The 20,823-nt window shown below is 47.9% G+C and carries 26 protein-coding genes; 19 read left to right on the forward strand and 7 right to left on the reverse strand.

Annotated features, from left to right (window positions below; translation table 11 throughout):
• Positions 1-152 precede the first annotated feature (152 nt).
• Entirely contained in the window at positions 153-524 is a 372-nt protein-coding gene (locus HPT30_RS27385; protein ID WP_175374812.1) for a winged helix-turn-helix transcriptional regulator, read from the forward strand.
• Between the two features lie 178 nt (positions 525-702).
• On the opposite strand, the gene thiD is transcribed toward HPT30_RS27385, so the two are convergent.
• On the reverse strand, positions 703-1,515 hold the full coding sequence (gene thiD / locus HPT30_RS27390) for a bifunctional hydroxymethylpyrimidine kinase/phosphomethylpyrimidine kinase (RefSeq protein ID WP_175374439.1): 813 nt from the start codon (positions 1,513-1,515) through the stop codon (positions 703-705).
• 197 nt (positions 1,516-1,712) lie between these two features.
• Between thiD and HPT30_RS27395 the strand changes: the two genes are divergently transcribed.
• On the forward strand, positions 1,713-2,117 hold the full coding sequence (locus HPT30_RS27395; protein ID WP_175374440.1) for a CidA/LrgA family protein: 405 nt from the start codon (positions 1,713-1,715) through the stop codon (positions 2,115-2,117).
• A complete protein-coding gene (locus HPT30_RS27400; RefSeq protein WP_175374813.1) occupies positions 2,117-2,803 on the forward strand; it encodes an LrgB family protein in 687 nt (228 codons plus the stop codon). Before HPT30_RS27395 ends, HPT30_RS27400 begins: the two co-directional genes overlap by 1 nt.
• A 58-nt stretch (positions 2,804-2,861) precedes the next feature.
• Here the strand turns inward: HPT30_RS27400 and HPT30_RS27405 are convergent, their stop codons facing one another.
• Complete coding sequence (locus tag HPT30_RS27405; RefSeq protein ID WP_175374441.1) at positions 2,862-4,208, reverse strand: glycoside hydrolase family 30 protein; 1,347 nt, start codon at positions 4,206-4,208, stop codon at positions 2,862-2,864.
• 129 nt (positions 4,209-4,337) lie between these two features.
• On the opposite strand from HPT30_RS27405, the gene HPT30_RS27410 reads away from it, so the two are divergent.
• Positions 4,338-5,132 carry an AraC family transcriptional regulator gene (locus HPT30_RS27410; protein ID WP_175374442.1) on the forward strand — a complete coding sequence of 265 codons (795 nt, stop codon included), beginning with the start codon at positions 4,338-4,340 and terminating at the stop codon, positions 5,130-5,132.
• Positions 5,133-5,242: 110 nt separating this feature from the next.
• On the opposite strand, the gene HPT30_RS27415 is transcribed toward HPT30_RS27410, so the two are convergent.
• A complete protein-coding gene (locus HPT30_RS27415) occupies positions 5,243-5,638 on the reverse strand; it encodes a winged helix-turn-helix transcriptional regulator (protein WP_175374443.1) in 396 nt (131 codons plus the stop codon).
• Between the two features lie 114 nt (positions 5,639-5,752).
• On the opposite strand from HPT30_RS27415, the gene HPT30_RS27420 reads away from it, so the two are divergent.
• From HPT30_RS27420 to HPT30_RS27435, 4 genes are all read left to right on the forward strand, one after another.
• Entirely contained in the window at positions 5,753-6,448 is a 696-nt protein-coding gene (locus HPT30_RS27420; RefSeq protein ID WP_217622544.1) for an NAD(P)H-dependent oxidoreductase, read from the forward strand.
• 139 nt (positions 6,449-6,587) lie between these two features.
• Complete coding sequence (locus tag HPT30_RS27425; RefSeq protein WP_175374445.1) at positions 6,588-7,493, forward strand: ArsR/SmtB family transcription factor; 906 nt, start codon at positions 6,588-6,590, stop codon at positions 7,491-7,493.
• Positions 7,494-7,677: 184 nt separating this feature from the next.
• Positions 7,678-7,857 carry a hypothetical protein gene (locus HPT30_RS27430; protein WP_175374446.1) on the forward strand — a complete coding sequence of 60 codons (180 nt, stop codon included), beginning with the start codon at positions 7,678-7,680 and terminating at the stop codon, positions 7,855-7,857.
• A gap of 179 nt (positions 7,858-8,036) precedes the next feature.
• The gene (locus tag HPT30_RS27435) at positions 8,037-8,561 is read left to right on the forward strand and encodes a putative ABC transporter permease (protein ID WP_312876383.1); all 525 of its coding nucleotides are present in this window, start codon (positions 8,037-8,039) and stop codon (positions 8,559-8,561) included.
• 115 nt (positions 8,562-8,676) lie between these two features.
• Here HPT30_RS27435 and HPT30_RS27440 read toward each other — a convergent pair whose 3' ends face one another.
• Entirely contained in the window at positions 8,677-8,853 is a 177-nt protein-coding gene (locus HPT30_RS27440) for a hypothetical protein (RefSeq protein WP_175374447.1), read from the reverse strand.
• Between the two features lie 225 nt (positions 8,854-9,078).
• Here HPT30_RS27440 and HPT30_RS27445 point away from each other — a divergent pair, with 225 nt between their 5' ends.
• From HPT30_RS27445 to HPT30_RS27455, 3 genes are all read left to right on the forward strand, one after another.
• Positions 9,079-9,552 (forward strand): NUDIX domain-containing protein, encoded by a 474-nt coding sequence (locus HPT30_RS27445; RefSeq protein ID WP_175374448.1) that lies wholly within the window; start codon positions 9,079-9,081, stop codon positions 9,550-9,552.
• 78 nt (positions 9,553-9,630) lie between these two features.
• Entirely contained in the window at positions 9,631-10,032 is a 402-nt protein-coding gene (locus HPT30_RS27450) for a ribosomal maturation YjgA family protein (RefSeq protein WP_175374449.1), read from the forward strand.
• Positions 10,033-10,040: 8 nt separating this feature from the next.
• Positions 10,041-10,832, forward strand: a complete 792-nt coding sequence (locus HPT30_RS27455) for a lipid II flippase Amj family protein (protein ID WP_175374450.1) — start codon at positions 10,041-10,043, stop codon at positions 10,830-10,832.
• 43 nt (positions 10,833-10,875) lie between these two features.
• On the opposite strand, the gene HPT30_RS27460 is transcribed toward HPT30_RS27455, so the two are convergent.
• A complete protein-coding gene (locus HPT30_RS27460) occupies positions 10,876-11,715 on the reverse strand; it encodes a hypothetical protein (protein ID WP_175374451.1) in 840 nt (279 codons plus the stop codon).
• Positions 11,716-11,947: 232 nt separating this feature from the next.
• Between HPT30_RS27460 and HPT30_RS27465 the strand changes: the two genes are divergently transcribed.
• From HPT30_RS27465 to HPT30_RS27480, 4 genes are all read left to right on the forward strand, one after another.
• Positions 11,948-12,808 (forward strand): SDR family oxidoreductase, encoded by an 861-nt coding sequence (locus HPT30_RS27465; protein ID WP_175374452.1) that lies wholly within the window; start codon positions 11,948-11,950, stop codon positions 12,806-12,808.
• 83 nt (positions 12,809-12,891) lie between these two features.
• Positions 12,892-13,293, forward strand: coding sequence for a DUF4265 domain-containing protein (locus tag HPT30_RS27470; protein ID WP_175374453.1), 402 nt, complete (start codon positions 12,892-12,894; stop codon positions 13,291-13,293).
• A 41-nt stretch (positions 13,294-13,334) separates the two neighbouring features.
• A complete protein-coding gene (lepB, locus tag HPT30_RS27475; protein ID WP_175374454.1) occupies positions 13,335-13,844 on the forward strand; it encodes a signal peptidase I in 510 nt (169 codons plus the stop codon).
• A gap of 78 nt (positions 13,845-13,922) precedes the next feature.
• Positions 13,923-14,255: a DUF3024 domain-containing protein gene (locus tag HPT30_RS27480; protein ID WP_246317486.1), complete on the forward strand. Its 333-nt coding sequence runs from the start codon at positions 13,923-13,925 to the stop codon at positions 14,253-14,255.
• A gap of 47 nt (positions 14,256-14,302) precedes the next feature.
• Here HPT30_RS27480 and HPT30_RS27485 read toward each other — a convergent pair whose 3' ends face one another.
• A complete protein-coding gene (locus HPT30_RS27485) occupies positions 14,303-14,605 on the reverse strand; it encodes a Dabb family protein (protein WP_175374455.1) in 303 nt (100 codons plus the stop codon).
• A 272-nt stretch (positions 14,606-14,877) separates the two neighbouring features.
• On the opposite strand from HPT30_RS27485, the gene HPT30_RS27490 reads away from it, so the two are divergent.
• From HPT30_RS27490 to HPT30_RS27505, 4 genes are all read left to right on the forward strand, one after another.
• Entirely contained in the window at positions 14,878-15,912 is a 1,035-nt protein-coding gene (locus HPT30_RS27490; protein WP_175374456.1) for an HD-GYP domain-containing protein, read from the forward strand.
• A gap of 140 nt (positions 15,913-16,052) precedes the next feature.
• Positions 16,053-16,793, forward strand: a complete 741-nt coding sequence (locus HPT30_RS27495; protein WP_175374457.1) for a GTP pyrophosphokinase — start codon at positions 16,053-16,055, stop codon at positions 16,791-16,793.
• A 220-nt stretch (positions 16,794-17,013) separates the two neighbouring features.
• The gene (locus tag HPT30_RS27500; protein WP_175374458.1) at positions 17,014-18,621 is read left to right on the forward strand and encodes a sensor domain-containing diguanylate cyclase; all 1,608 of its coding nucleotides are present in this window, start codon (positions 17,014-17,016) and stop codon (positions 18,619-18,621) included.
• Positions 18,622-18,895: 274 nt separating this feature from the next.
• Positions 18,896-19,714: a cupin domain-containing protein gene (locus tag HPT30_RS27505; RefSeq protein WP_175374816.1), complete on the forward strand. Its 819-nt coding sequence runs from the start codon at positions 18,896-18,898 to the stop codon at positions 19,712-19,714.
• Positions 19,715-19,790: 76 nt separating this feature from the next.
• Here the strand turns inward: HPT30_RS27505 and HPT30_RS27510 are convergent, their stop codons facing one another.
• Positions 19,791-20,798, reverse strand: a complete 1,008-nt coding sequence (locus HPT30_RS27510; protein WP_175374459.1) for an acrylyl-CoA reductase family protein — start codon at positions 20,796-20,798, stop codon at positions 19,791-19,793.
• Positions 20,799-20,823: the final 25 nt, after the last annotated feature.

Below are 20,823 nucleotides of genomic sequence, written 5' to 3' on the forward strand. Positions count from 1 at the left end.
TCGTTTGTTGGTTTCTATTCTATTATTGGGTAAAATAACGGAGCTGCACAGTACGCACTTTATTCGTACCCGGTACGAAAATTCGTACTATTAGGAGAGACGTGCAATTGAGGGGCGTCACAGGTATGATGGAGAGAACAGGAGAGGTGATGATGATGAAACGAAATTCGCAGGAGCCCAGACTGACAGGCGTTCTGGCAACCTTGGATGTTATTGGGGGCAAATGGAAGCCGCTGATCCTGTTCATGCTGCTGGTGGACGGGACGCAGAGGTTCGGGGAACTGCGGCGGAGGATACCGGACGTGTCCCAGGGAACGCTCACAAAGCAGCTACGGGAGCTGGAGGAGGACGGGCTCATTGACCGGATCTTTTATCAGGAGATGCCTCCACGCGTGGAATACAGCCTGTCTGAGCACGGTAGAACGATTGCAGTAGTACTGGATAGCATGTGTGGTTGGGGCAGAAGCCATCTTAACTTCGTAAATGAACGTGAAGATGCTGAAACGACTGTCAGGGAGAACTGAGGGAACGGTAGCCTGAGGAAAATAGCCTGTAGGGCGCATTTAGGCAAATAGGGTGTCTACTCTCGTTAACAAGTTGAAAGCTGCTGAGCAGCTTACTATAGCCGTATAAAAAGAGCAGAGCCGAGGATATCGGCTCTGCTCTTTTGTATGACAAGATTGTTCGCCAGATGGGCGAGACCTATTGTTCCAGGCGGTGTCCGCCGTGGAAGACCGGTCCTACGTACTGGTTGAACGCGAAGCCGTTGCGGATGGCTGCAGAGACGAAGTCTTTCGCTTTGGCAACCGCTTCGTCTACGGTCAGGCCGTTCGCAAGTCCACCGGTAATCGCAGCCGCAAAGGTGCAGCCTGCGCCGTGGTTGTGTGCCGGTTCGATTTTATCCGCTTCGAAGACGGTGTAGTCTGTACCGTTGAAGAAGACGTCGATTGCTTTGGAGCCATCCAGTGCCTTACCGCCCTTAACTACAACATTACGGGCACCCAGTCCGTGGATCAATCGTGCAGCTTCTTTCATTTCTTCGATAGTAGTGAGTTTGCCGAGACCGGACAGTACACCTGCTTCAAACAGGTTAGGTGTAACTACGGTGGCCAGAGGCAGCAGCAAATCGCGGATCGCTTGCGCGCTCTCCGGGTTCAGCACCTCGTCTTCACCTTTGCAGACCATAACAGGATCAATGACAACATTGCTCTGCAGATTCTCACGGATCGCTTGCTCGGCTACCTTAACAATCTCTACACTGCCCAGCATACCGGTCTTCATGGCATTAACTGGACCGCCAGCGAAAATGGTCTTAAGCTGCTCAGCAACGATAGCGGCATCCACCGGATAGACATTATGGTGCCAGCCGTTGTCCGGGTCCATTGTTACAATGGTGGTCAGCGCGCTGAAGCCGTAAGTTCCATATTCCTCAAAAGTTTTCAGGTCAGCCTGAATGCCAGCGCCTCCGCTGGAGTCACTACCGGCAATGGTTAAAGTCTTGATTATTTTTGACAATGCAAACGTCCCCTTCTTCTATGTCTCAATTCATAAGTACGAATTGAATTGATTATAACAAAAATCGGCACTTAGTGAAAATACATCAGAGTTTCATATTATACATTGAAAAAATCATGAAATCTCTGTTAGTCTGATAGAGTCCATTTTTTACAATAACATAAGGATAGTTTACTCCGTGAAGGGACTTTTGTCTGATGAAGATTGTGCGAATTATTGCTCAGGTGGTACTGCTGTACTTATTCTCCCTGGCTGGCGAGGCTGTGAAGCAGCTTTTGCATCTTCCCATACCGGGAAGTATTATCGGCCTGTTGCTTCTTTTTATTCTGCTGCTGTGCCGGGTTGTGCCTGTCCGATGGATTGAGCACGGGTCTGCGGCGATCTTGGCGTATCTTCCCTTATTTTTTATTCCCGCGACAGCTGGTATTGTCGATCACTTAAGTCTGTTTAGCGGAAAAGGGCTGCTGCTGATTGTAGTGCTGGTCTTGAGTACGGCAGTCACAATTGGTGCGGCGGCGCATTCCAGCAGATGGTTTGCCAGATGGAGCATGGATGTACCAAGGGCCCTGCCAGGTACGGAAGAGAAAGGGAAGGAAGCTTGATGATTCTGACTGCGATTGCAATTGTATTTGCCAATGTAAGCATATATGTGGTGATGGCCTTGATCTATAAAAGATTTCGCATCCCTCTTCTAATGCCAGCCTTAACTGCGACGTTCCTGGTCGTCGTCCTGCTGCTGTACTTTGAAATTCCCTACGAGACTTACATGATCGGCGGACAGTGGATTAACAAGCTACTGGGTCCCGCAGTGGTTTCTTTAGCATATCCGCTCTATAACCAGCGTCATGTGTTGCGCCGTAACCTTCCAGCGGTTCTGGGAGGTACATTAAGTGGTCTTCTGGTAGGGATGTTCAGCGGAATCCTGCTGGCTCTGCTGATGGGGTTTCCGAAGCAGTATATTCTTTCACTTCTGCCTAAGTCCATCACGACGCCGGTAGCGATCCAGATCTCTGGCAGCTTGGGAGGGGAGTCGTCCCTGACCTCTGTCTTTGTCATGATTGCCGGATTTACCGGTGCCATTGCCGGCCCATACATCCTGAAGCTGTTCAGAGTCCGCAGCGAGATCGGGATTGGAATTGGTCTAGGAACGGCTTCACATGCACTGGGAACGGCTAAGGCGCTGGAATATGGGGAACAGTCCTTGTCCATGAGCTCGGTCGCGATGACCGTGTGCGCTATTGCTGGCTCCTTTACTGCTCCACTGGTAGCCTGGCTGCTGTACCACTAGCAACATGGAAAACGGGTACCGTCCTAATAATAAGGAGGGTACCCGTTTTCTTGTTCACTTATTTGAACAGAAGTGTCTGGATCGCATGACCCGGAATGGAGGTCTCAGCCAGCTGTTCACGGCAACGGAGGGTGAACGGCAGCTCATTGTCCGTCCGGTTCATGACAACAACGGCAATGGTTCCGTCTGGGTTGCGGAACGCTGTTGTCTCCAGATGATCGGTGTACTTGGAGCTTCCAATGCGCTTAGCGCCTGGACGAATATATTTACTGAAATGCCCGATGTAGTAGTAGGAGCTCTCGAAGATAAGTTCATCCTGTACGGTGTCGCCAATAATCGGGGCATCGCAGAAGTTGCCTACATGGTTAGGACCACCTTGCTCGTCGAGCAGGATATTCCAGTCAGTCCAAGTGGACATCCAATTGTTCAGGTTACCGATGATGTCATGGCCATAACGCTCGCCTGTCTTCCAGGAACCGAGGTGAACGCCACCTTCCTGACAGCCTTCGCTGAAGAAGAGTTTCTTATCCGGGAAGCGGTCATGTACCGCAGACAACGCTTCAAAGTGATCTCCGGAGTACCAGTGGAAGCAGATGCCCCAGATGTACTTGGATGCAGCCTGGTCTTCAAATGCAACCTTGGCACGGTCATAGACACGTTCCTTGTTGTGATCCCAGATCAATACCTTAACGTGGGACAGGCCGGCTTTCTCCAGTGCAGGTCCGAGGTAATCGCGGACAAAATCCTTTTCTTCCTCAGCGGTGTAGATACAGGAATCCCAAATTTGTTGTGCTTTGGCTTCATTCTGTACGCTGACTCCCCAGATATCGATGCCTTCTTCGGCATAGGCCTGGATGTATTTAACGAAAAGATTGGCCCAGGCTTCTCTGTATTCCGGTTTGAGCTTGCCGCCATTGTTCATTTCACCATTCGTCTTCATGAAGGCTGGAGGGCTCCATGGTGAGGAGAAGAGACGGAAATCTGTACCTACTGCATTGGAAGCGCGCTTGATCAGCGGAATAATGGACGTGTGGTCACGGGAAATATCGAAAGTTGCTAACTCGGCATCTTGCTCTTCTACATAAGTGTAGTTGCCCAGTGAGAAGTCACAGCTTTGAATATGTGAGCGGCACAGGGTGTAGCCAATGCCTTGCTCCCGATCGAAATAAGCATCAATGACTTTCTTCTGATTCTCTTCGCTTAGCTTGGCCAACGTTACTGCCGAAGCTTCGGTAAGCGCACCGCCAAAGCCTTCAATTTCCTGATATTCAAGATCATCATAAATATTGATCAGCGTGTTTTCTTTTTCCTCGGTGTCAGGAATGAAGGTAAGCGCTTGCTTTTCTGTCAGTCGATCTGCAGTATCTTTAGCGGTCTGGATGACGCGAATAGTTCCTTGGCTCATAGTGACGATAACCTCCTAGGTAATTTCATAAATTTATTATAGGAGGAATTCCGGCCTCCTTTGAAGAAACAATATGGCTAATAACCTCATCAATCTGGTCATGAAAGTGTAAAGAAAAGAGGAGTAACTATGGAAAAAATTGGCGTGAACATACAGCTCAGCGCCTACGTCAGCCATGATCAGCCCTTTCGGCAGTTATTCCGAAACGGTCTCGAAACCTATATCATCCGGCTCCAGGTAGAAGGCGAGTCCGAAGCGCTGATCGACGGTAAGATGGTGACCGTCTTGCCTGGGGACATGCTTTTATTCCCTCCTGGGGAGATCTACGATCTGCGGATCGGAGAGAAGCAAAGTCCGCTGGGCCACAGCGGCGATTATTTTGTCATGTGTACGGGTGACTGGGTGGATTACTGGTGGAACAAACGCGAGCGCCCGAAGAAAATCAGAATTGCTGATGTCGGTAAAATACACAGTGTATGGCAGCAGCTTATCCTTGAACAAAGAAGGTTGGACGGAGGCAACGCGGAGATTCTTGAGGCCTTATTCAAGGCTTTATGTCTGCTTCTCGACCGGGCCATTGAAGAGGCACCTGTGACCTCATCCGCATCCCTGCTGCTTGCCCTTAAAATGAAAGGTTACATCGAAGAGCATGCTACCTCCGTCATTCGTCTGGAGGATGTGGCCTCCCATGCCGGAATTAGTCTCACAAGAGCCGTACATCTGTTCAAGGCGCAGTTTGGTTATTCCGTGATTCAATATGCCAAGCAAATCCGTCTGGCCATGGCCCTGAGCCTTATGGATAACAGCAACTACACTTTGGAACGTATTGCAGAAGAATGCGGCTTTGGCAGTTACACGTATTTTCATAAGGTGTTCCGGGAGCGTTACGGTGTATCCCCTGGCGTGTACCGGCGACGGGAATAGTTTCAGGGGCTGGAGTGAAACAACGCATGGCGTACCTAGTGTTCGCACGAAGTTGGATCTTCATACAATACAGCCCTATCCGCACGCTGAAAATAACCAAAAAACCGGCCTTATTGGCCGGCTTCTGTGTCTATGCGGCAGCTTTCTGTAGAAAGCTGTTTTATTTTATATTCCTCGCCCCAATCCTTCATAAGCATTATGATCGGAGTTAAGGTTCTTCCAAATTCGGTCAACGAATACTCCACTTTAGGAGGAACCTGATGGTACACTTCACGATGCACTACACCATCTTCTTCCAACTCACGAAGCTGCAGGGTCAGCATCCGCTGGGTAATTCCTGGACAGATTCGGCGGAATTCGCTGAATCGTTTGGTCCCATCCATTAGATGATACAGCAAAATTCCCTTCCATTTGCCACCGATGACATTCAGTGTATGTTCTACAGGGCAAGCCTGCCCTGTGTCCAGTGAGATATCGTCGCTAAAGCGGCTTTTTCGATTAGGCATGAGATCTTCTCCCCTTGGTATCATTTTGTATACTACATCACATTAATGTGCGTACTTATAAAAACGAAGTATATAACTTAATATTAAAACTGTGATCGGTTATACGTCAATTCAATGAGAAGAAGAGAGGGATCAATAGTGGAAACAACATCTGTGAAAAAAGAAATCCTGTCAGCTTACAACTTCAGACATGCGACCAAGGAATTTGATGGTAGCAAAAAGATCAACGATGAGGATTTTGAATTTATATTGGAGACAGGACGATTGTCCCCAAGCTCCTTTGGCTTTGAACCATGGAAATTTGTGGTGGTTCAGAACCCGGTACTCCGTGAGAAATTGTATGACTATGCCTGGGGAGCGCAGAGACAGCTGCGGACAGCGAGCCATTTCGTACTTATTTTGTCCAGACTGCCTAAAGATCTGTTGCCTAACTCCGATTATCTCAGTGGACTAATGCAAAATGTTCAAAACATGCCACCTGAGGCCTTCGAGGGAAGGAAAAACAGGTTCGATGACTTCCTGAAAAATGATTTTGAACTGAAAGATAATGAACGGGCGCTATTTGAATGGGGTTGCCGACAATCCTATATTGCGCTAGGCAATATGATGACGGCTGCAGCGCAAATCGGAGTGGACTCCTGTCCCATTGAGGGCTTTAACAAACGTAAGATTGAAGAAATCCTGTCCGCAGAAGGAATTATGGACGCCGATCACTTTGGCATTTCCTGTATGGTGGCGTTTGGCTATCGGCTTAACGATCCGCGCAGGAAGATACGGCAAGACGCTGGTCAGGTAATCCAGTGGGTATAAGAAAATGAGATCAAGAACAGGCCGGAAAACTCCGTGCCTGTTTTTTTTATGAGACTCTCCAATCTTTATCCAAAATTATGTATTTATTCTGTTCCTTGATATATAATTTCATGACCATCATGATTATGGAGGTGTACACATGTACTTAACGACAGATACCCAATCCCTGCGGGTGTATGAAGCACTCGCCAGCGAAGTCCGTCTGCGGATTGTAGATCTGCTGGGTGAGCGGGAAATGCATATCAAGGAGCTGGCTGCAGAGCTTCATCTCAGCAGCGCAATTGTCAGTTCTCATGTAGTCAAATTGCAGAAAGCAGGCATTGTCAGCTCCAAAATGAGACGGATCGACGGGGGTACCTATAAATATTGTTCGCTGTCTGCGAACTATTTTCTGGTGAAGCTGACCGGGGCAAGTGCAGTTGCCCGAAAAGTCGTCGAGGTGTCCGTCCCTGTCGGGCATTACACCGATCTGCAAGTCGCTCCTGGCTGTGGAATTATGGGCACGGATAAAGTGGTGGGCTACTGTGATGATGATGCACGGAGGTTCAGAGACCCATGCCATGCTGATACCAGCGTCCTGTGGCTTGATAAGGGATACGTGGAATACAAAGTGCCTAATTATCTTTTCAGGGACATCGCTGTGCAGGAGATTGAAATCTCCATGGAAATCGGCTCCGAGGCGTCGCATGTGAACGAGAAATGGCCGACAGACATCATCTTTACACTGAACGACAGAGATTTGGGGAGATGGACCGGACCTGGAGAGTCAAGCAAACTGAGGAATTCCCTGACCGCGGATTATTGGAAGAATGAAGTGAACCGGCGGGGTCTGCTAAAAGTGCTGCGGATTAACGCCAGCGGCACATTCATGGATGGACAACAGATTTCCGAGGTGACGCTGGCTGATATTTGCTGGCATCACGAGCAATGGACATTCAGGGTTACGGCTGCAGAAGTGAACCGAAGGCGGGGCCGACTGGCATTATACGGCTGCGGAAGCGGTAATTACGAGCAGGATATTGTGTTCAGAGTCTACAGCGAATGAGCCTATGAAGAAACTGCGATGCAATTGTCTTGTCGTTGCTGTCCGCTCAGTTGTCAACGTCCAGGGTTCCTCGGCGTTCCCAAGATCATCCGTCCGGAGCGTCATTGCGCCATGTTTGGAAACAACCTCAACGGGTAACGATAACTAAGAACCAACATCGTACAGCCCAAAAGGAGGATTCCACATGACGGATCATATTCAGAATGAAGCGGACATCCGCAATAAGAAAAATAAATCCGGTGATTCACTGGCGGAAATCAAGAAGATGGAGAGTGGGGTCGACATCGAGCCGCAGGCAGACGACTGGGTCGCTAAACCTGCGGAATCCGCGCATCCTGACCCGCTTCCAAAGAATCAGCGATAAGAACGCCAAACAGGCCATCCATATGGATGGTCTGTTTTGTTTACAGCGAATATTTCCAGTCTAAGGAAGGCATGCTATGTCCCGATGTTCATTCACCAGATGCACAGTAGGGGGCGAGAGCTATTTCAATTTTCACTCGAACACCGTTTATCTCATTGTATAACTACGGGCCAGTTGCTGTGGTTAGCGAGTACTTTTTTTACTTTATGGTGTATTCCTTTCTGGGCTGGGTACTCGAAGGAACCTACAATTTATATAGCCAGGGGACCTTTCGCAAAGAAGGTTTTCTGCGAGGCCCATTCAAACCGATGTACGGCTTGGCTCCGCTATTGTTGCTGGCTGTTCGGGACTTGGGAGTATCGCTTCCAATATTCCTGTTGTGTGCCTTACTGATCCCGTCAGCGGTTGAATACGCTAGTGGTTGGCTGCTGCAAAAAGCATTTCACAAGCAATGGTGGGACTACTCCGGTATGTCTTACCAGCTTCATGGACATATCTGCCTGCGGTTTTCTGTATACTGGTGGATGCTGTCTATTGCCTGTATGTATGTGCTTCAGCCGCTCATGGTGTTGTTGTACCGTCAGGTGGGGGAGGTGTGGCAGATAGCCATGCCGTTAGTGATCCTGTTATTTAGCGCAGATATTCTATGGACCTGCTGGACCCGAGGTCGGGGGCAGAAAGAAGTGGAGCTAGGAGAGGGATGAAGATTGTCTGCGAAAAAATATCATGAAGGGCGAATACTCTTCATAATAAAGAGAGGCTAGGCCTAACGATCAAAAGGGAACCCTGTACAAAGGTACAGAGCTCCCTTTTTTCATATTATTTATACGTATTCTGCTCATTCTTCTGGAATTTCTGATCATCACTACTGATCATTTCTTTTCGATGGTCCTTTTTCTTTTGTCCGAGCTGCTGGGCTTGCTGGCTTGTCACAGGTGTCGTCTCAAGGTCACTTACTGTGTTGATCAGGTTTTTATCCGGTTTGACTGGACTCATTGTGTAATCCTCCCTGGCATCGAATGATAGTCATGGTGCTTATCTATTGTGGCAGTAATCAGCCGGGACTATGCAAATTCATTACAAACAGGTGCGCGTTTTGTATGCTCTTGAACCGGTGGGAGAAAAAGTTAAGATGAACAAGGTCAACCGTGGGGCTTTGTCTAATATACATATATAGTAGTTTAATTAAGGTCACGTCATAAACCCAAAGGATGGTTAGCCATGCCAATGTCTGAGTACTATCGAGGATTACGGGAAAAGATCGGACCAGAGTTGCTACTAATTCCCTCTGTAGCGGCAGTCATAAGAAATGAAGAAGATGAGATCTTGTTTATCCGCAAGCCGGGCGAGACACTATGGGGTCTGCCAGCAGGTGCCATCGAACCGGGAGAGAAACCATCTCGTTCTATACGCAGAGAGGTGTATGAAGAGACGGGACTCATGGTTAATCCGAACCGGATGATCGGCGTGTTTGGCGGTGAGAAATTTAGATTTGAATATAACAATGGTCATCAGGTGGAGTATCTGGCCATGGTATTCGAATGTTCAATGATCAATAGAACGCTTGTGGGACTGGACGGAGAGGCAGAGGAACTGAGGTTTTTTAAGGAAGAAGAGCTGCCAGAGCTAGCGATTCCTTATCCGCAAGAGATTTTTGCAAAGAGTAGTTCTTCCTTAAAACCGATATTTGAATAAAGCATCATTTGTTAGTAGAAGTCATGGACATCGATTTGGAGGTAATAATGAAAACATATATTTATAGGTATTTATATCATGTGGAGAACTAAACTAATCTACCTTGCCGCCGTTCTGCTCGTTATCGGGCTTGGCCTTGGCTCCAGAGCGTTTGCGGATGTGTTGCCGCTGTTTATCTCCAGGCATTTTGGCGATGCGCTATGGGGCAGTATGGTCTACTTTGGTTTCCGGCTGCTATTAACTAGACGACAGCTCTTGCTCTCCTTCTGGCTAAGTCTGCTGTTCAGTTATGGCATTGAATTCAGCCAGTTATATCAAGCGGACTGGATAAACAGTATACGCGCTACTGTACTGGGAGGCCTGGTATTAGGAAAAGGGTTCCTATGGATTGATCTACTCAGGTATACTATCGGAATTACTGTCGTCTTTGTTCTGGATAGAGCGATCTCGCAAGCTTATAAAGTCAAGCATTGGAGATGAATGAGAACATGACCAACAGTCTCATTATTGTATGCCTGCTCACCTTGATCATCCATACCGCGGAGACACTATCCTATTCGATCAGATTTGCCGGGGTGAGACTAAACAAAATTGCGATTGCCTTATCCCTGACTGGAATCATTGTTCTAGTATCCAGAACGGCCAATATGATACAGGCCCCGCTGACAGCTAAATTCGTCGATTATGCCAAGGTGAACCCCCATTTCCCGCTGCTTAACTATTTAATGATAATTATGCTGGCTTCATCTCTGGGCACCTTAATTGCTATAGCTGTCTTTCCGACATTTGTGGGCCTGTTCGAAAGGGTCATCTCCAAGCTGGAAATCGAAGGGTCAATTCCTAAGCTGCTGAACAGTGTCACGATAAGCCAGCTCAAGAACACCCGAAAATACATAAGAAAACCAAAGGTAAAACTCTACAGCTTCAGGTATCTGGGGATTCCTAAACGTTTTATCGTTATGAATATCTTCGTTACGGCCTTTTACACCGTAGGTGTGTTATCTTCGCTCTATGCTGCACATCTCGTTCCACAGTTCAGCACGACGGCCTCACAGGCATCTGGACTTATTAACGGACTCGCGACGATTATGCTTACAGTATTCATTGACCCGCAGCTGGGGATTATTACGCACAAGGCCACTCAGCATGCGGAGTATCGGGATCAGCTGGGGAAAATTTATGTTGTGCTGATGGGCTCAAGATTCCTGGGCACCTTACTTGGCCAAGTTGTGCTGTATCCCGCTGCGCTCTTCATTAGCATGTTGGTCAAGCTGATCTGAAAACAAAATGTGGTCAGCATAAATAGCCCATCAGCACCGGTGTTTATTTGGGAAGTTTCAGCTCCGCTGCACGGAGCAGGGCGGAGATCTGCTTCTCCCAGCCTATCAGCTTCAGCTGCAGGGCTTGAACGATTTTCATCTGGGCAAAAGAGGTTTCCATTCCGGCAGCAGCACCGGGTGCGTCACCTTGCTTCATTCCTGCCTGATAGCGCTTATGCGCTTCTGTGCGAAGCCTTTGTGCAGCAGTAAGCTCTTTATTCCCAGAGGTGGTCTCCTTCCGAAGTGCTGATATAGCTGCTAGAGTTTCCCTGGCTGGCTGGGTCTTGTCAGTGGTCTGCTTTCGGGCTAGCGCCAATGCTTCAGATTTAGCTTTGATCTCTGCTTGTGCCGCTGCAACCGCTGTTTTGAGCTTGTTGCGCTGCAGATCGAGGACCGCGGCATTCTTTAGATCTTTGGCTTTGCGTGCAGCGGCTGCCTGTTGTCCTAGTGTCTTATACTTCTCCAGCAGCGGCGCATGCTTCTTACGTACTGCATCGGCCTGTAGCTTCAAGTTGTCGATTAGAACCTGGTCGGTGGATTTGAGCTTCCCCTGGATTGCCTTCAGCTCGTCATTGTTCTGCTTGCGCAGCTTCTGGAGGATTCCTGTATTCAGTGTGATGTTTTCCTGCAAGGCAGAATAGTCGTTGTACAAATTACTAATCCGTTCTAGCGCCATATCCCAGTCTGATGTTGCCGCCTTGGCTTGAGGCAGATGCAGAAATAGCAGGGATAACGTTAACAAAATAACAGCAGCGAACTTTCGATACACCGTTGTTCCCTTGGTAACCGCTGAGCGATTACCCTTTCTGTTACCTGCTTCATCTGCAATCATTGGCTCCCACATTGATCTCAACCTCTTTTCTGAAATAGTAGTAGGCACAAAAAAAGCACCCCCAAGAAAGGCATTTCTGCCTGTCCTGCGAGGTGCTTCGCCCGCAAATCTATCATATTTATGTTTTTACTATAACTTGAAAATTACTGGATAGTCAATCAGGAAATAGAACATTTGTTTTCTTTTTGATCATGAAATATACTTTTGTTAACATAAAATAACCAATTGATAAAGGAGGGCCAGGATGACTCCCTACCAAGAACGTTCGAAGGAACAGGTAGCCCTGATAACCGGAAGCTCCAGCGGCTTTGGGCTGCTGACAGCTATTACGCTTGCCAAGAAAGGCTTCAAAGTGGCTGCAACCATGCGAAATCTCAGCCGCAACAGTGAGCTTGAGCAACGTGCCCGGCAGGAGGGCGTGCTGGATAAGCTGTACTTTATACATATGGATGTAACAGACCAGGCTTCCATTGATATGGCTGTGGCTAAAGTGACCGCAACTTTTGGAAGAATAGATATGCTGGTGAACAATGCGGGATACGCTGTGGGTGGATTCGTGGAAGAAGTGACAATGGACGATTGGCGCGGGCAGATCGAAACGAACCTGTTCGGTCTTATTGCTGTAACTAAGGCAGTGCTGCCGCTGATGCGTAGACAGGAAAGTGGAACAATTATCAACGTTGGAAGTATTAGCGGTCTGTCTGGATTCCCCGGATATGCGCCTTACGCTGCCTCCAAATTCGCGGTGGAAGGTTTCAGTGAAAGCCTGCGCCACGAAATGTCGCCGTTTGGCATCAAGGTTGTCATCGTTGAACCGGGCTCATTCCGCACCGCCATCTGGGGCAAAGGACTGGACAGCATTACCACCAGCCCTGATTCACCGTACAGAGAGCGGCTCGATGCCGTACTGAGCTACACCAGAAAGACCGCAGAATCGGCCCCTGATCCGCAGCAGGTAGCAGATTTGATTGGGCGGATTGCAGGAATGTCTTCGCCACGGCTACGTTATCCAATTGGGAAAGGAACGCGTATCCTGAGGTGGGCCAAGACGCTTCTGCCCTGGAAGTGGCTTGAAAGAATCATAGATATGAATTTGAAGAAGTAGTGAAGTTTTGTGTTTTTTGGGCTGAATAAGGTAAACTATCATATATGGATTTGATATTTAACAGAAAGAATTGAGGTATGCTGATGCCGAAGCCTTTGGAGCTGCATATATGTTTTGATGAACGGGGATTTGAGATTGAGATTCTGGATGTAACCCCGGTAGACGGGGACATGTACCGAATAGAAGAGACACCAATTTTTAATCCTGGCGTGTCTATGGGGGATGTAATCCGGCTCAAGGAAGAGCGGGGAGTCTACTACTATCAGGAGACTGTACGGAAATCCAATTTAAAAAGATATGCCTGGTTGCTAACCCAAGATACCGCGTATTCACCGATTCTGGCCGCCTTCAAGCAGCGGGTCAATGGTGCTGGTGGAAGCTGGGAGCAGATTTTTGGCGGATTGGTCGTAATACATATTCCGCAGGATTCTGTGCTGGATGTGGAAGATGAAATGAACCGCATTATTGAATGCTTAGGTGAATGAAGAGCAAGAGCTAATTATAGAGATTGGTGAGGTGAATAATCATGATGAAATATGCCAAGCAATGGGTGCCGACACTCGTGATTGCCCTTGTAGTTTCCTTATTCCTGAGAACCTATGTCGCTGAAGCGATGAAGGTCCCTACCGGATCGATGATTCCGACGATCCAGATCAATGACCGTCTTATTGTTGAGAAACTGCTGTGGATGACTTCACTGGAGCATGGCGATATTGTGGTCTTCTACCCACCGGTGCCGGGCGATGAAGGTAAACGCTATGTTAAGCGGCTTATCGGACTTCCTGGTGATACTGTAGAGATCAAGGAGGGGGCTTTGTACAGAAACGGCCTCAAGGTAGATGAGCCTTATCTGAAAGAGCCGATGAACTATAGCTTTGGGCCGGTTACGGTCCCGGCGGATCATTATTTCTTCCTCGGAGATAACCGGAATATCAGTTATGACGGCCATTTATGGCAGGAGCCGTTTGTTGCCAAGGATAAGTTGATTGGAAAAGTGATTGCGGAAATTCCAACTCACCTTCTATTTCAGCGTTAACGGCGTTCCCGGTTCAGATTATGTATATGTAAAAATGATAAAGTAACCTCTGGAATCTTCTTAAGAGGTGAGGATGAGATGCTGGATCCATTTACAAAGAAACGAATAGAGAAAATCATGGATCATTATATAAAAGTCCAGAACTCCGGGCGCTCTAACCCGCAGCGTAAACTCAAGTATCGGATACATGAGGATACGGTAACATTGCTGGATGAGCGGCCGATTCTTCTGAATGGACAATGGATAGAATGGGGTATTGCCCAATTTTGCAGGAGTGAACAAGGTTGGGGCATTTACTGGCGGGACCTGAAGAACCATTGGCATGCTCTGGACAATATTAAGCCTGATACTGATTTTGAGAAACAGCTGAAGATTGTAAAGCAAGATTGCCAGGGGATCTTTGGAGACTGAACGACTGCTGCAAGTTTGTTTTTTCGTAGATCCAGAGCCAGTTCCCGTTATTGGATGGGGTAGTCCGCTACGACGACATTATCGAGAATGTCTGTCAGCATTTGCACAAATGCTTGATGTTTCGGATGAGGGCCGTATTGGCGCAGGGCTTCCTTATTTTCAAAAGTTACCCGTAGTCCTAGTGTATAACCACGAATATTGTCTGTTTCCTCAGTCTCATTCACGCCGGCGGTGATTTGCACAATGCCCGGAATTTCCCCTTTAAAAGATAATAAAGTCTCCACAAGCTGAGGTCCTGTCGCTGGATCATAGTTGGCATTGAATTTAAAAAGAACCAAGTGTTCGAACATCGTAAAAACTCCTTTATATGTGAAGTGTAGGGCTAATGGACGTTGCTGCTCTAGCTTACCACAAAGAATTTTGTCAATAAAACCTGAAAAAGCGCGAGGTTAGGCTAGTTTCTCCCTTTGATGAGAGTACTGCTGCTAAAGTCGGGATACTTTGGACCTAGTCGACAGCGTTTATGTGACTTTCACCATATTGTCAGGCCAAACGCTAATAGACTATGATCAAGTAAAAGCAAAAGGAAAAAATTCCTATACATAAGAAGGGGTGCTGATTCTTGAAAGTTCATGTCACGGATCTAAAACACGGCGACTGTCTTCTGACAGACACTTTCAATAGTGTTGGTCTGCACGTGCTCCCGAAAGGGACTGTCGTCCAAAGTGAAGAAATCACCATCCTCATCCGGCACAAGATTGATTATGTGGATATTGAGCCGCGCTCCATGCAACAGGGGGGGCAAGTCAATAATCTAGGGCAGGATCTGAAAGCCAATCTGGATCTTACAATCCAGAATTACGAAGCCATCTTTCTAGAGGCGCTTGCCAAGGGCAGTTTCACCCAGAGCATGGTTGACAATACGCTTCAGCCCTTGCTAGAGAGTCTGGATGAGCAAAAGGATGTCGTTTCGCTCCTGCTTTTGTTCGAACGTGACGACGTAGATACATACAATCATTCCCTGCAAGTCGGATTACTATCGTATTATATCGCTTCCTGGATGGGCCATTCCAAAGCAGAGCGATATGAGATTAGCCGAGCAGGGTATCTGCATGACATTGGTAAGAGCCAGGTTCCGGCTGGAATACTGCATCACACAGGCGCTCTAACGCCTTCACAAGAGGAAGAGTTGAAACGCCACACTACATACGGCTACGAGATTATTCGTGAATCCATGAAGGATGAAACTACCGCTCTAGTGGCCCTCCAGCATCACGAGTTCGAAGATGGCAGCGGCTATCCGGGCAAACTGCACAAGAATGATATTCACCCCTATACACGGATCGTGTCTGTCGCAAACACTTACATGGGCATGACGGCTGCGAGAGCCAATCAACCTAAGCAAGGCCTTGTTACTGTACTGCGTAAGGTGCATGAGCTCGGATTTGGTAAGCTGAACGGGAAAGCAGTACAAGCATTGACAGGACATCTGCTGCCTAACTTTGTCGGAAAGACAGTACAGCTCAGCAATGGGGAGATGGGCACCATTGTCATGAACAATCCGCTGGACATGTTCAAACCGCTGGTGAAGGTGGATGAAACTTTCAGAGACTTGTCCAAGGAGCGTAATCTGTCGGTTGAAGAAGTCTTTATCTAGTATGCTATGAAAATAAAGCTGTCCTTTGGTCTAACGGCCGGAAGGGCAGTTTTATTGTTTTAATGCCCTTTTTCTTCCAGATTTGAATTCCGGTAGCGGATTGGCTATGATTAATTCATAACCTGATGAAGGAGATTTCCATGAAGACCGAAGATCAAATTGAGAAAATGAAAAGATTCCGTAACGAAATTACCCGGTTTATGCTGCTCTACAAGTTCGCACTGGATGAAATGGAGACGAAGGTTGAAATTCTGAAGCAGGAATTCCAGTCACTTCATGACTATAGTCCCATCGAGCATACGAAATCACGGTTGAAGTCTCCCGAGAGTATTATGAATAAAATGCTGCGCAAGAACTGCGAGATCTCGCTGGCCTCTGTGAAGCATGATATTAAAGACATTGCGGGCCTGCGTATTACCTGCTCTTTTATTTCTGATATTTATCATGTTAGCGAGATGCTGCAGAAGCAGGATGACTTGACGGTGCTGGAGATCAAGGATTATATCAAGAATCCCAAGCCCAACGGCTATCAAAGCCTGCATCTGCTGATTCAAGTTCCGGTATTTATGTCGGACGGTCAGGAACTGGTGTGTGTCGAAGTACAGATCCGTACCATTGCTATGGATTTCTGGGCTAGCCTGGAGCATAAAATCTTCTATAAATACAACCAGTCCGTTCCGGAGCGGCTCACTCTCGAATTGAAACAGGCTGCTGAATCTGCGAACATGCTGGATGTGCAGATGGAACGTCTACACCGCGAGATTAAGGAAATCAAGGATGCACAGGGCGAGGACGACATGATAGAAGACCTGAAGCGGATTATTATCAATAATCAGAAAATTGCCTTGCCTGCCGGCTTCCTCAAGCTTTTAGGCGAATAACAGGACTTGTCATTCTAACAATCTCATTAGTGAGCAGAGCAGCGATTCTCCCGTTGGGGGGATCGCTGCTCTGCGTTTTGGGCTATCATGGCGGGGAGCATATATGATAGATATGGCATTTTTTTCTTACCGTTCATGTGATGCTTTCGTTTATAATAAAATTAATCAAATTAACCATTGTTTTATTGTAAGGGTCACGTAAAAACACAGGGGGTGCAGGATGCCTTTACACCAAGAAGCCCATTTGGGTCGCAGACAAAAAATAGGCCTTACAGCGCTCCTTATTGGCTTGGTAACAATGGTCTTTGTCCTAACCTCAGCTATTCTTTTGATTGCATCTTACCAATCCGAGAAGGAATCCCTGACCGAAACGACATTGAATCTGAACTACGCGAATGCAAGTCGGATGAGTCAAACGGCAGAGTCACTCTTTCAATCCATGCTCAGCACCCTGGATTTTAGTGCGCATAACCTCATGAGTGCAGATGGACCAACGGAAGACCTGTACAATCATTATCTTGAGTTAATGCGACAAAGCAGCAGTTATTTCAATTCGATAGCTTTGGTGAACGAGAACGGGATGATCCGTAATGTGTCTCCAGAATCGCTGGGAACCGCCGGGCTACTGTATACCAGCAAACCAGTATTGGATGCTCTGGCCGCAAAGAAGACTTATATCTCACAGCCGTATATTACGAAAAACACCGCAAAAATGACTATGTTCATAAGCGAGCCCTTATTCGACAGTGAGGGGCGATATCAGGGGATGCTGGGTGGTACCGTATACCTTGAGGATAAGAATATCTTCAGTATGATTTTTGAAAATAATGAGAGGGATGAGACCGGCTCATATTATTATATCGTGGATTCTAAGGGGCATCTGCTGTATCATCCGGATAAAACGCGAATCGGTGAGGATATCAGTACTAATAAAGCGGTTGTGGAGCTAATGAAAGGTCACAGCGGCGAACAAGAGGTTATGAATACCGGCGGTGTGAAAATGCTGGCCGGATATGCTAATGTTCCCACTAGCGGCTGGGGGGTTGTGGTGGTGTCCCCTGTCGAGGTGATCCACAAGCAGATTATAGGCCATATGGAGAAAATCTTTTGGTATACTCTGCTACCTTTCGTGCTGTTGCTGGCCGTTGTTATTATAGTGGCCCGCAGGCTTGCTAGTCCCTTCGTTTATCTCGCGAATTTGGTAAGCAAAGTCGGGAAGGGAAAGATGGAAATTCCTGCTGCCAGATCCCACTGGAACAGGGAAGCTGATTTGCTGACCAAGACGCTTTTTACAGCTCTAACAGTCATGCAGAAGCAGACGGATCAATTAACACGGCATGCCATGACGGATGCCTTGACCGGCCTTGCGAACCGCAGAGCTCTGGAGCTAATAATGGAGGAATGGATTGCAGAACGTACACCGTTCTCTCTGATTGTAATGGACGTGGATAAATTCAAATTTGTTAATGATACCTATGGCCATCTCACCGGGGATGAGGTACTGAAGCGTGTTGCCACGGTTCTAGCGGCATCCGTCAGACCAGGCGATATTTGCAGCCGTTATGGCGGAGAGGAATTTATTATTTTGCTGGCTAATACACGAGTGGAGGATGCTTATATTGTGGCTGAACGCTTCCGTTTAGCGCTGGCAGCAAGCGAGGCCCCAACCGTGACGCCAATAACCGTATCGCAGGGCATTGCCCAGTATCCAACCCATGGACAGTCCAGCGAAATGCTGCTGAGGAATGCGGATCAGGCGCTGTATTATGCCAAAAATACGGGAAGAAATAAAACGATAATCTCCGGCAGTGAATCGGAGCAAGCGTGATTTGTGCATTAACGACAGGTTTGGAGGAGTATCTTTTGTCGAATGATGTGCTAATTCTGGAGAATCCTGCGAACGCGGGTGCATTGCTTGGTAAGGAATAGTTTGAAGTGATCGTCCTGCCGCTGCGAATTCGGTCGGATTCCGCGATTGCCCGGGTAATCGCCAGGGTTGGCTGATGGACTGGGCAATATAAAAAATCTGCACCTGGGCCTAGGCAAACACATATCTTACCTTAGAGAGTCCAAAATTGGGATGAACAGAAGGGTAGGAATGTATTTTGACTTCTTATATGGATTATACGTCTCCAGGGACGCAATTTACTGCGGATGTGAACAAAAGCCCGCTTTTCAAAAAAGATGATCGGAACTTTATCAATGTGCTGTCTGTTCAACAATTGAACACGCTGGAGAACACTTCACTGCTGGATATCTTCCTCAGTAAATCCAATGTGGTAGAACCCCATTATCATCAGAATGCGGCAGAACTGGTCTATTGCATCTGTGGTTCGGCTGTGGTTTCACTAATTAACCCGTTCACGAATGAGCTTTTGCACTTTCCGATCACCCCAGGCCAAGTAGCGAATGTTCCGCAAGGCTGGTGGCATTACGAGGTGGCTACGATGGATGACACGCATTTGCTGGCTATTTTTGATGCGCCAATTCCAGAGGTTATCCTGGGTTCGGATATTCTGAAGCTTACTCCGACCAATGTGCTCGCCCATACTTACTGCCTGGATGAAGCTAAAGTAAAAGACGCGCTCGCTCCTATTCAAAAGAAGACCTTCATCGGTCCACCGGTGGGCTGTGTAAAAGGGGCGGTCAAGGGCAAGATGGAGAATGCGATGCCGAATCTCCATCCTCATGGTCAATCTCCTTATGGAGCTATCCCTCAGCAATATGGTCAATCTCCTCAGCCCCAATGGAATGCACCTCAACAAGGGTGGGCACAGACACCGCAGCCTTATGCACAAGCACCACAGCCCTATGGCCAACCCGTGTATACCCATCAAGTGTATGGACAGAGCAATCGGCAGCAGCCGTATGCACAACAGCAGCCGAACGTACAATACGTCGGAGCACCCGAATCCTTCTAACCCTCAGATGTCAAAGGGCGTCCACCAAGCCGGAACAATGGCTGCGGTGACGCCCTTTATTTAGCATATATAATCTTTAGGATAAAGAAACAAGCACACGTCCGCGGGTCCGGAAATTCAGAATATCCTCCAGCGCTTCAGGCAGTTCCTCCAGGGTCACTTCCCGGTCTACTAGAAGCTCCAGGTCATCAGGTTTTAAATCGCTTGCCATGCGTACCCAGACGCTTGCTCTAGTTTCCGCATCACAGAACACGGAATCAATACCTAGCAGGTTGACTCCCCTAAGGATAAACGGCAGAACGGTAGTCGGTAAGGCGGTCCCTGCGGTCAACCCGCTTGCAGCTACAGACCCCTTGTAAGCGAGCTTGCTCAGGACGGCTGACAGTGTAGTCCCACCGACAGAATCGACGGCAGCCTGCCATAATTGTCTGTCCAGGGGTTTGGTGGATGTCCCAAGCACATCTTCACGGGAGAGGATTTCCTCAGCGCCCAATGCTTGGAGATAGTCTCCGGCCGCGCTGTTTCCAGTACTGGCTGCGACGCTGTACTCCTTGGCAGCCAGCATGGCGACAGCAGCTCCGCCGACACCGCCGGTAGCTCCGGTGACCAGCACTGTTCCTTTTTCAGGAGACAGTCCATGCTCTTCAAGTCCTTGAATGGACAAGGCAGCTGTAAAGCCGGCGGTGCCATAGATCATAGCTTCTCTTAAGCTAAGACCGTCCGGGAGGGGTGTGATCCAATCTGCGGGAATACGTGCATACTGGCTAAAGCCGCCAAAATGAGTTACGCCAATGCCATAGCCGCAAGCGATCACGGGCTGGCCTTCGGTAAAACGTTCGTCGCTAGACGAGACTACATAGCCTGACAAGTCTACGCCCGGGATGAATGGATATGATTTGAGAATTTTCCCATCGGGAATGCTGGCTAAACCATCCTTATAGTTTACACTGGAATAAGCGACCTTGATGATAACTTCTCCGGCAGGCAGGTCTGCCAAGGTAAGAGATTTGATGCCGACAGAGAAAGAGTTATCGGTCTTATCAACGATCAGGGCTTGAAATGAGTCTGGTAGTTGTGAGTTCATGTACGAAGGACTCCTTTGCTCGAAG

This window comes from Paenibacillus agri, from assembly GCF_013359945.1.
In the GTDB taxonomy this organism is placed as follows: domain Bacteria; phylum Bacillota; class Bacilli; order Paenibacillales; family Paenibacillaceae; genus Paenibacillus_AQ; species Paenibacillus_AQ agri.

Excerpts from the sequence above, each read along its gene's own strand:
- HPT30_RS27450 (WP_175374449.1), top strand. The coding sequence starts at position 9,631 with ATGTGGAGAACTAAACTAATCTACCTTGCCGCCGTTCTGCTCGTTATC.
- lepB (WP_175374454.1), top strand. The coding sequence starts at position 13,335 with ATGATGAAATATGCCAAGCAATGGGTGCCGACACTCGTGATTGCCCTT.
- HPT30_RS27485 (WP_175374455.1), bottom strand. The coding sequence starts at position 14,605 with ATGTTCGAACACTTGGTTCTTTTTAAATTCAATGCCAACTATGATCCA.
- HPT30_RS27445 (WP_175374448.1), top strand. The coding sequence starts at position 9,079 with ATGCCAATGTCTGAGTACTATCGAGGATTACGGGAAAAGATCGGACCA.
- HPT30_RS27460 (WP_175374451.1), bottom strand. The coding sequence starts at position 11,715 with ATGTGGGAGCCAATGATTGCAGATGAAGCAGGTAACAGAAAGGGTAAT.
- HPT30_RS27465 (WP_175374452.1), top strand. The coding sequence starts at position 11,948 with ATGACTCCCTACCAAGAACGTTCGAAGGAACAGGTAGCCCTGATAACC.
- HPT30_RS27400 (WP_175374813.1), top strand. The coding sequence starts at position 2,117 with ATGATTCTGACTGCGATTGCAATTGTATTTGCCAATGTAAGCATATAT.
- HPT30_RS27440 (WP_175374447.1), bottom strand. The coding sequence starts at position 8,853 with ATGAGTCCAGTCAAACCGGATAAAAACCTGATCAACACAGTAAGTGAC.
- HPT30_RS27405 (WP_175374441.1), bottom strand. The coding sequence starts at position 4,208 with ATGAGCCAAGGAACTATTCGCGTCATCCAGACCGCTAAAGATACTGCA.
- HPT30_RS27395 (WP_175374440.1), top strand. The coding sequence starts at position 1,713 with ATGAAGATTGTGCGAATTATTGCTCAGGTGGTACTGCTGTACTTATTC.
- HPT30_RS27495 (WP_175374457.1), top strand. The coding sequence starts at position 16,053 with ATGAAGACCGAAGATCAAATTGAGAAAATGAAAAGATTCCGTAACGAA.
- HPT30_RS27510 (WP_175374459.1), bottom strand. The coding sequence starts at position 20,798 with ATGAACTCACAACTACCAGACTCATTTCAAGCCCTGATCGTTGATAAG.
- HPT30_RS27430 (WP_175374446.1), top strand. The coding sequence starts at position 7,678 with ATGACGGATCATATTCAGAATGAAGCGGACATCCGCAATAAGAAAAAT.
- HPT30_RS27385 (WP_175374812.1), top strand. The coding sequence starts at position 153 with ATGATGAAACGAAATTCGCAGGAGCCCAGACTGACAGGCGTTCTGGCA.
- HPT30_RS27470 (WP_175374453.1), top strand. The coding sequence starts at position 12,892 with ATGCCGAAGCCTTTGGAGCTGCATATATGTTTTGATGAACGGGGATTT.
- HPT30_RS27500 (WP_175374458.1), top strand. The coding sequence starts at position 17,014 with ATGCCTTTACACCAAGAAGCCCATTTGGGTCGCAGACAAAAAATAGGC.
- HPT30_RS27425 (WP_175374445.1), top strand. The coding sequence starts at position 6,588 with ATGTACTTAACGACAGATACCCAATCCCTGCGGGTGTATGAAGCACTC.
- HPT30_RS27480 (WP_246317486.1), top strand. The coding sequence starts at position 13,923 with ATGCTGGATCCATTTACAAAGAAACGAATAGAGAAAATCATGGATCAT.
- HPT30_RS27415 (WP_175374443.1), bottom strand. The coding sequence starts at position 5,638 with ATGCCTAATCGAAAAAGCCGCTTTAGCGACGATATCTCACTGGACACA.
- HPT30_RS27420 (WP_217622544.1), top strand. The coding sequence starts at position 5,753 with ATGAGAAGAAGAGAGGGATCAATAGTGGAAACAACATCTGTGAAAAAA.
- HPT30_RS27410 (WP_175374442.1), top strand. The coding sequence starts at position 4,338 with ATGGAAAAAATTGGCGTGAACATACAGCTCAGCGCCTACGTCAGCCAT.
- HPT30_RS27455 (WP_175374450.1), top strand. The coding sequence starts at position 10,041 with ATGACCAACAGTCTCATTATTGTATGCCTGCTCACCTTGATCATCCAT.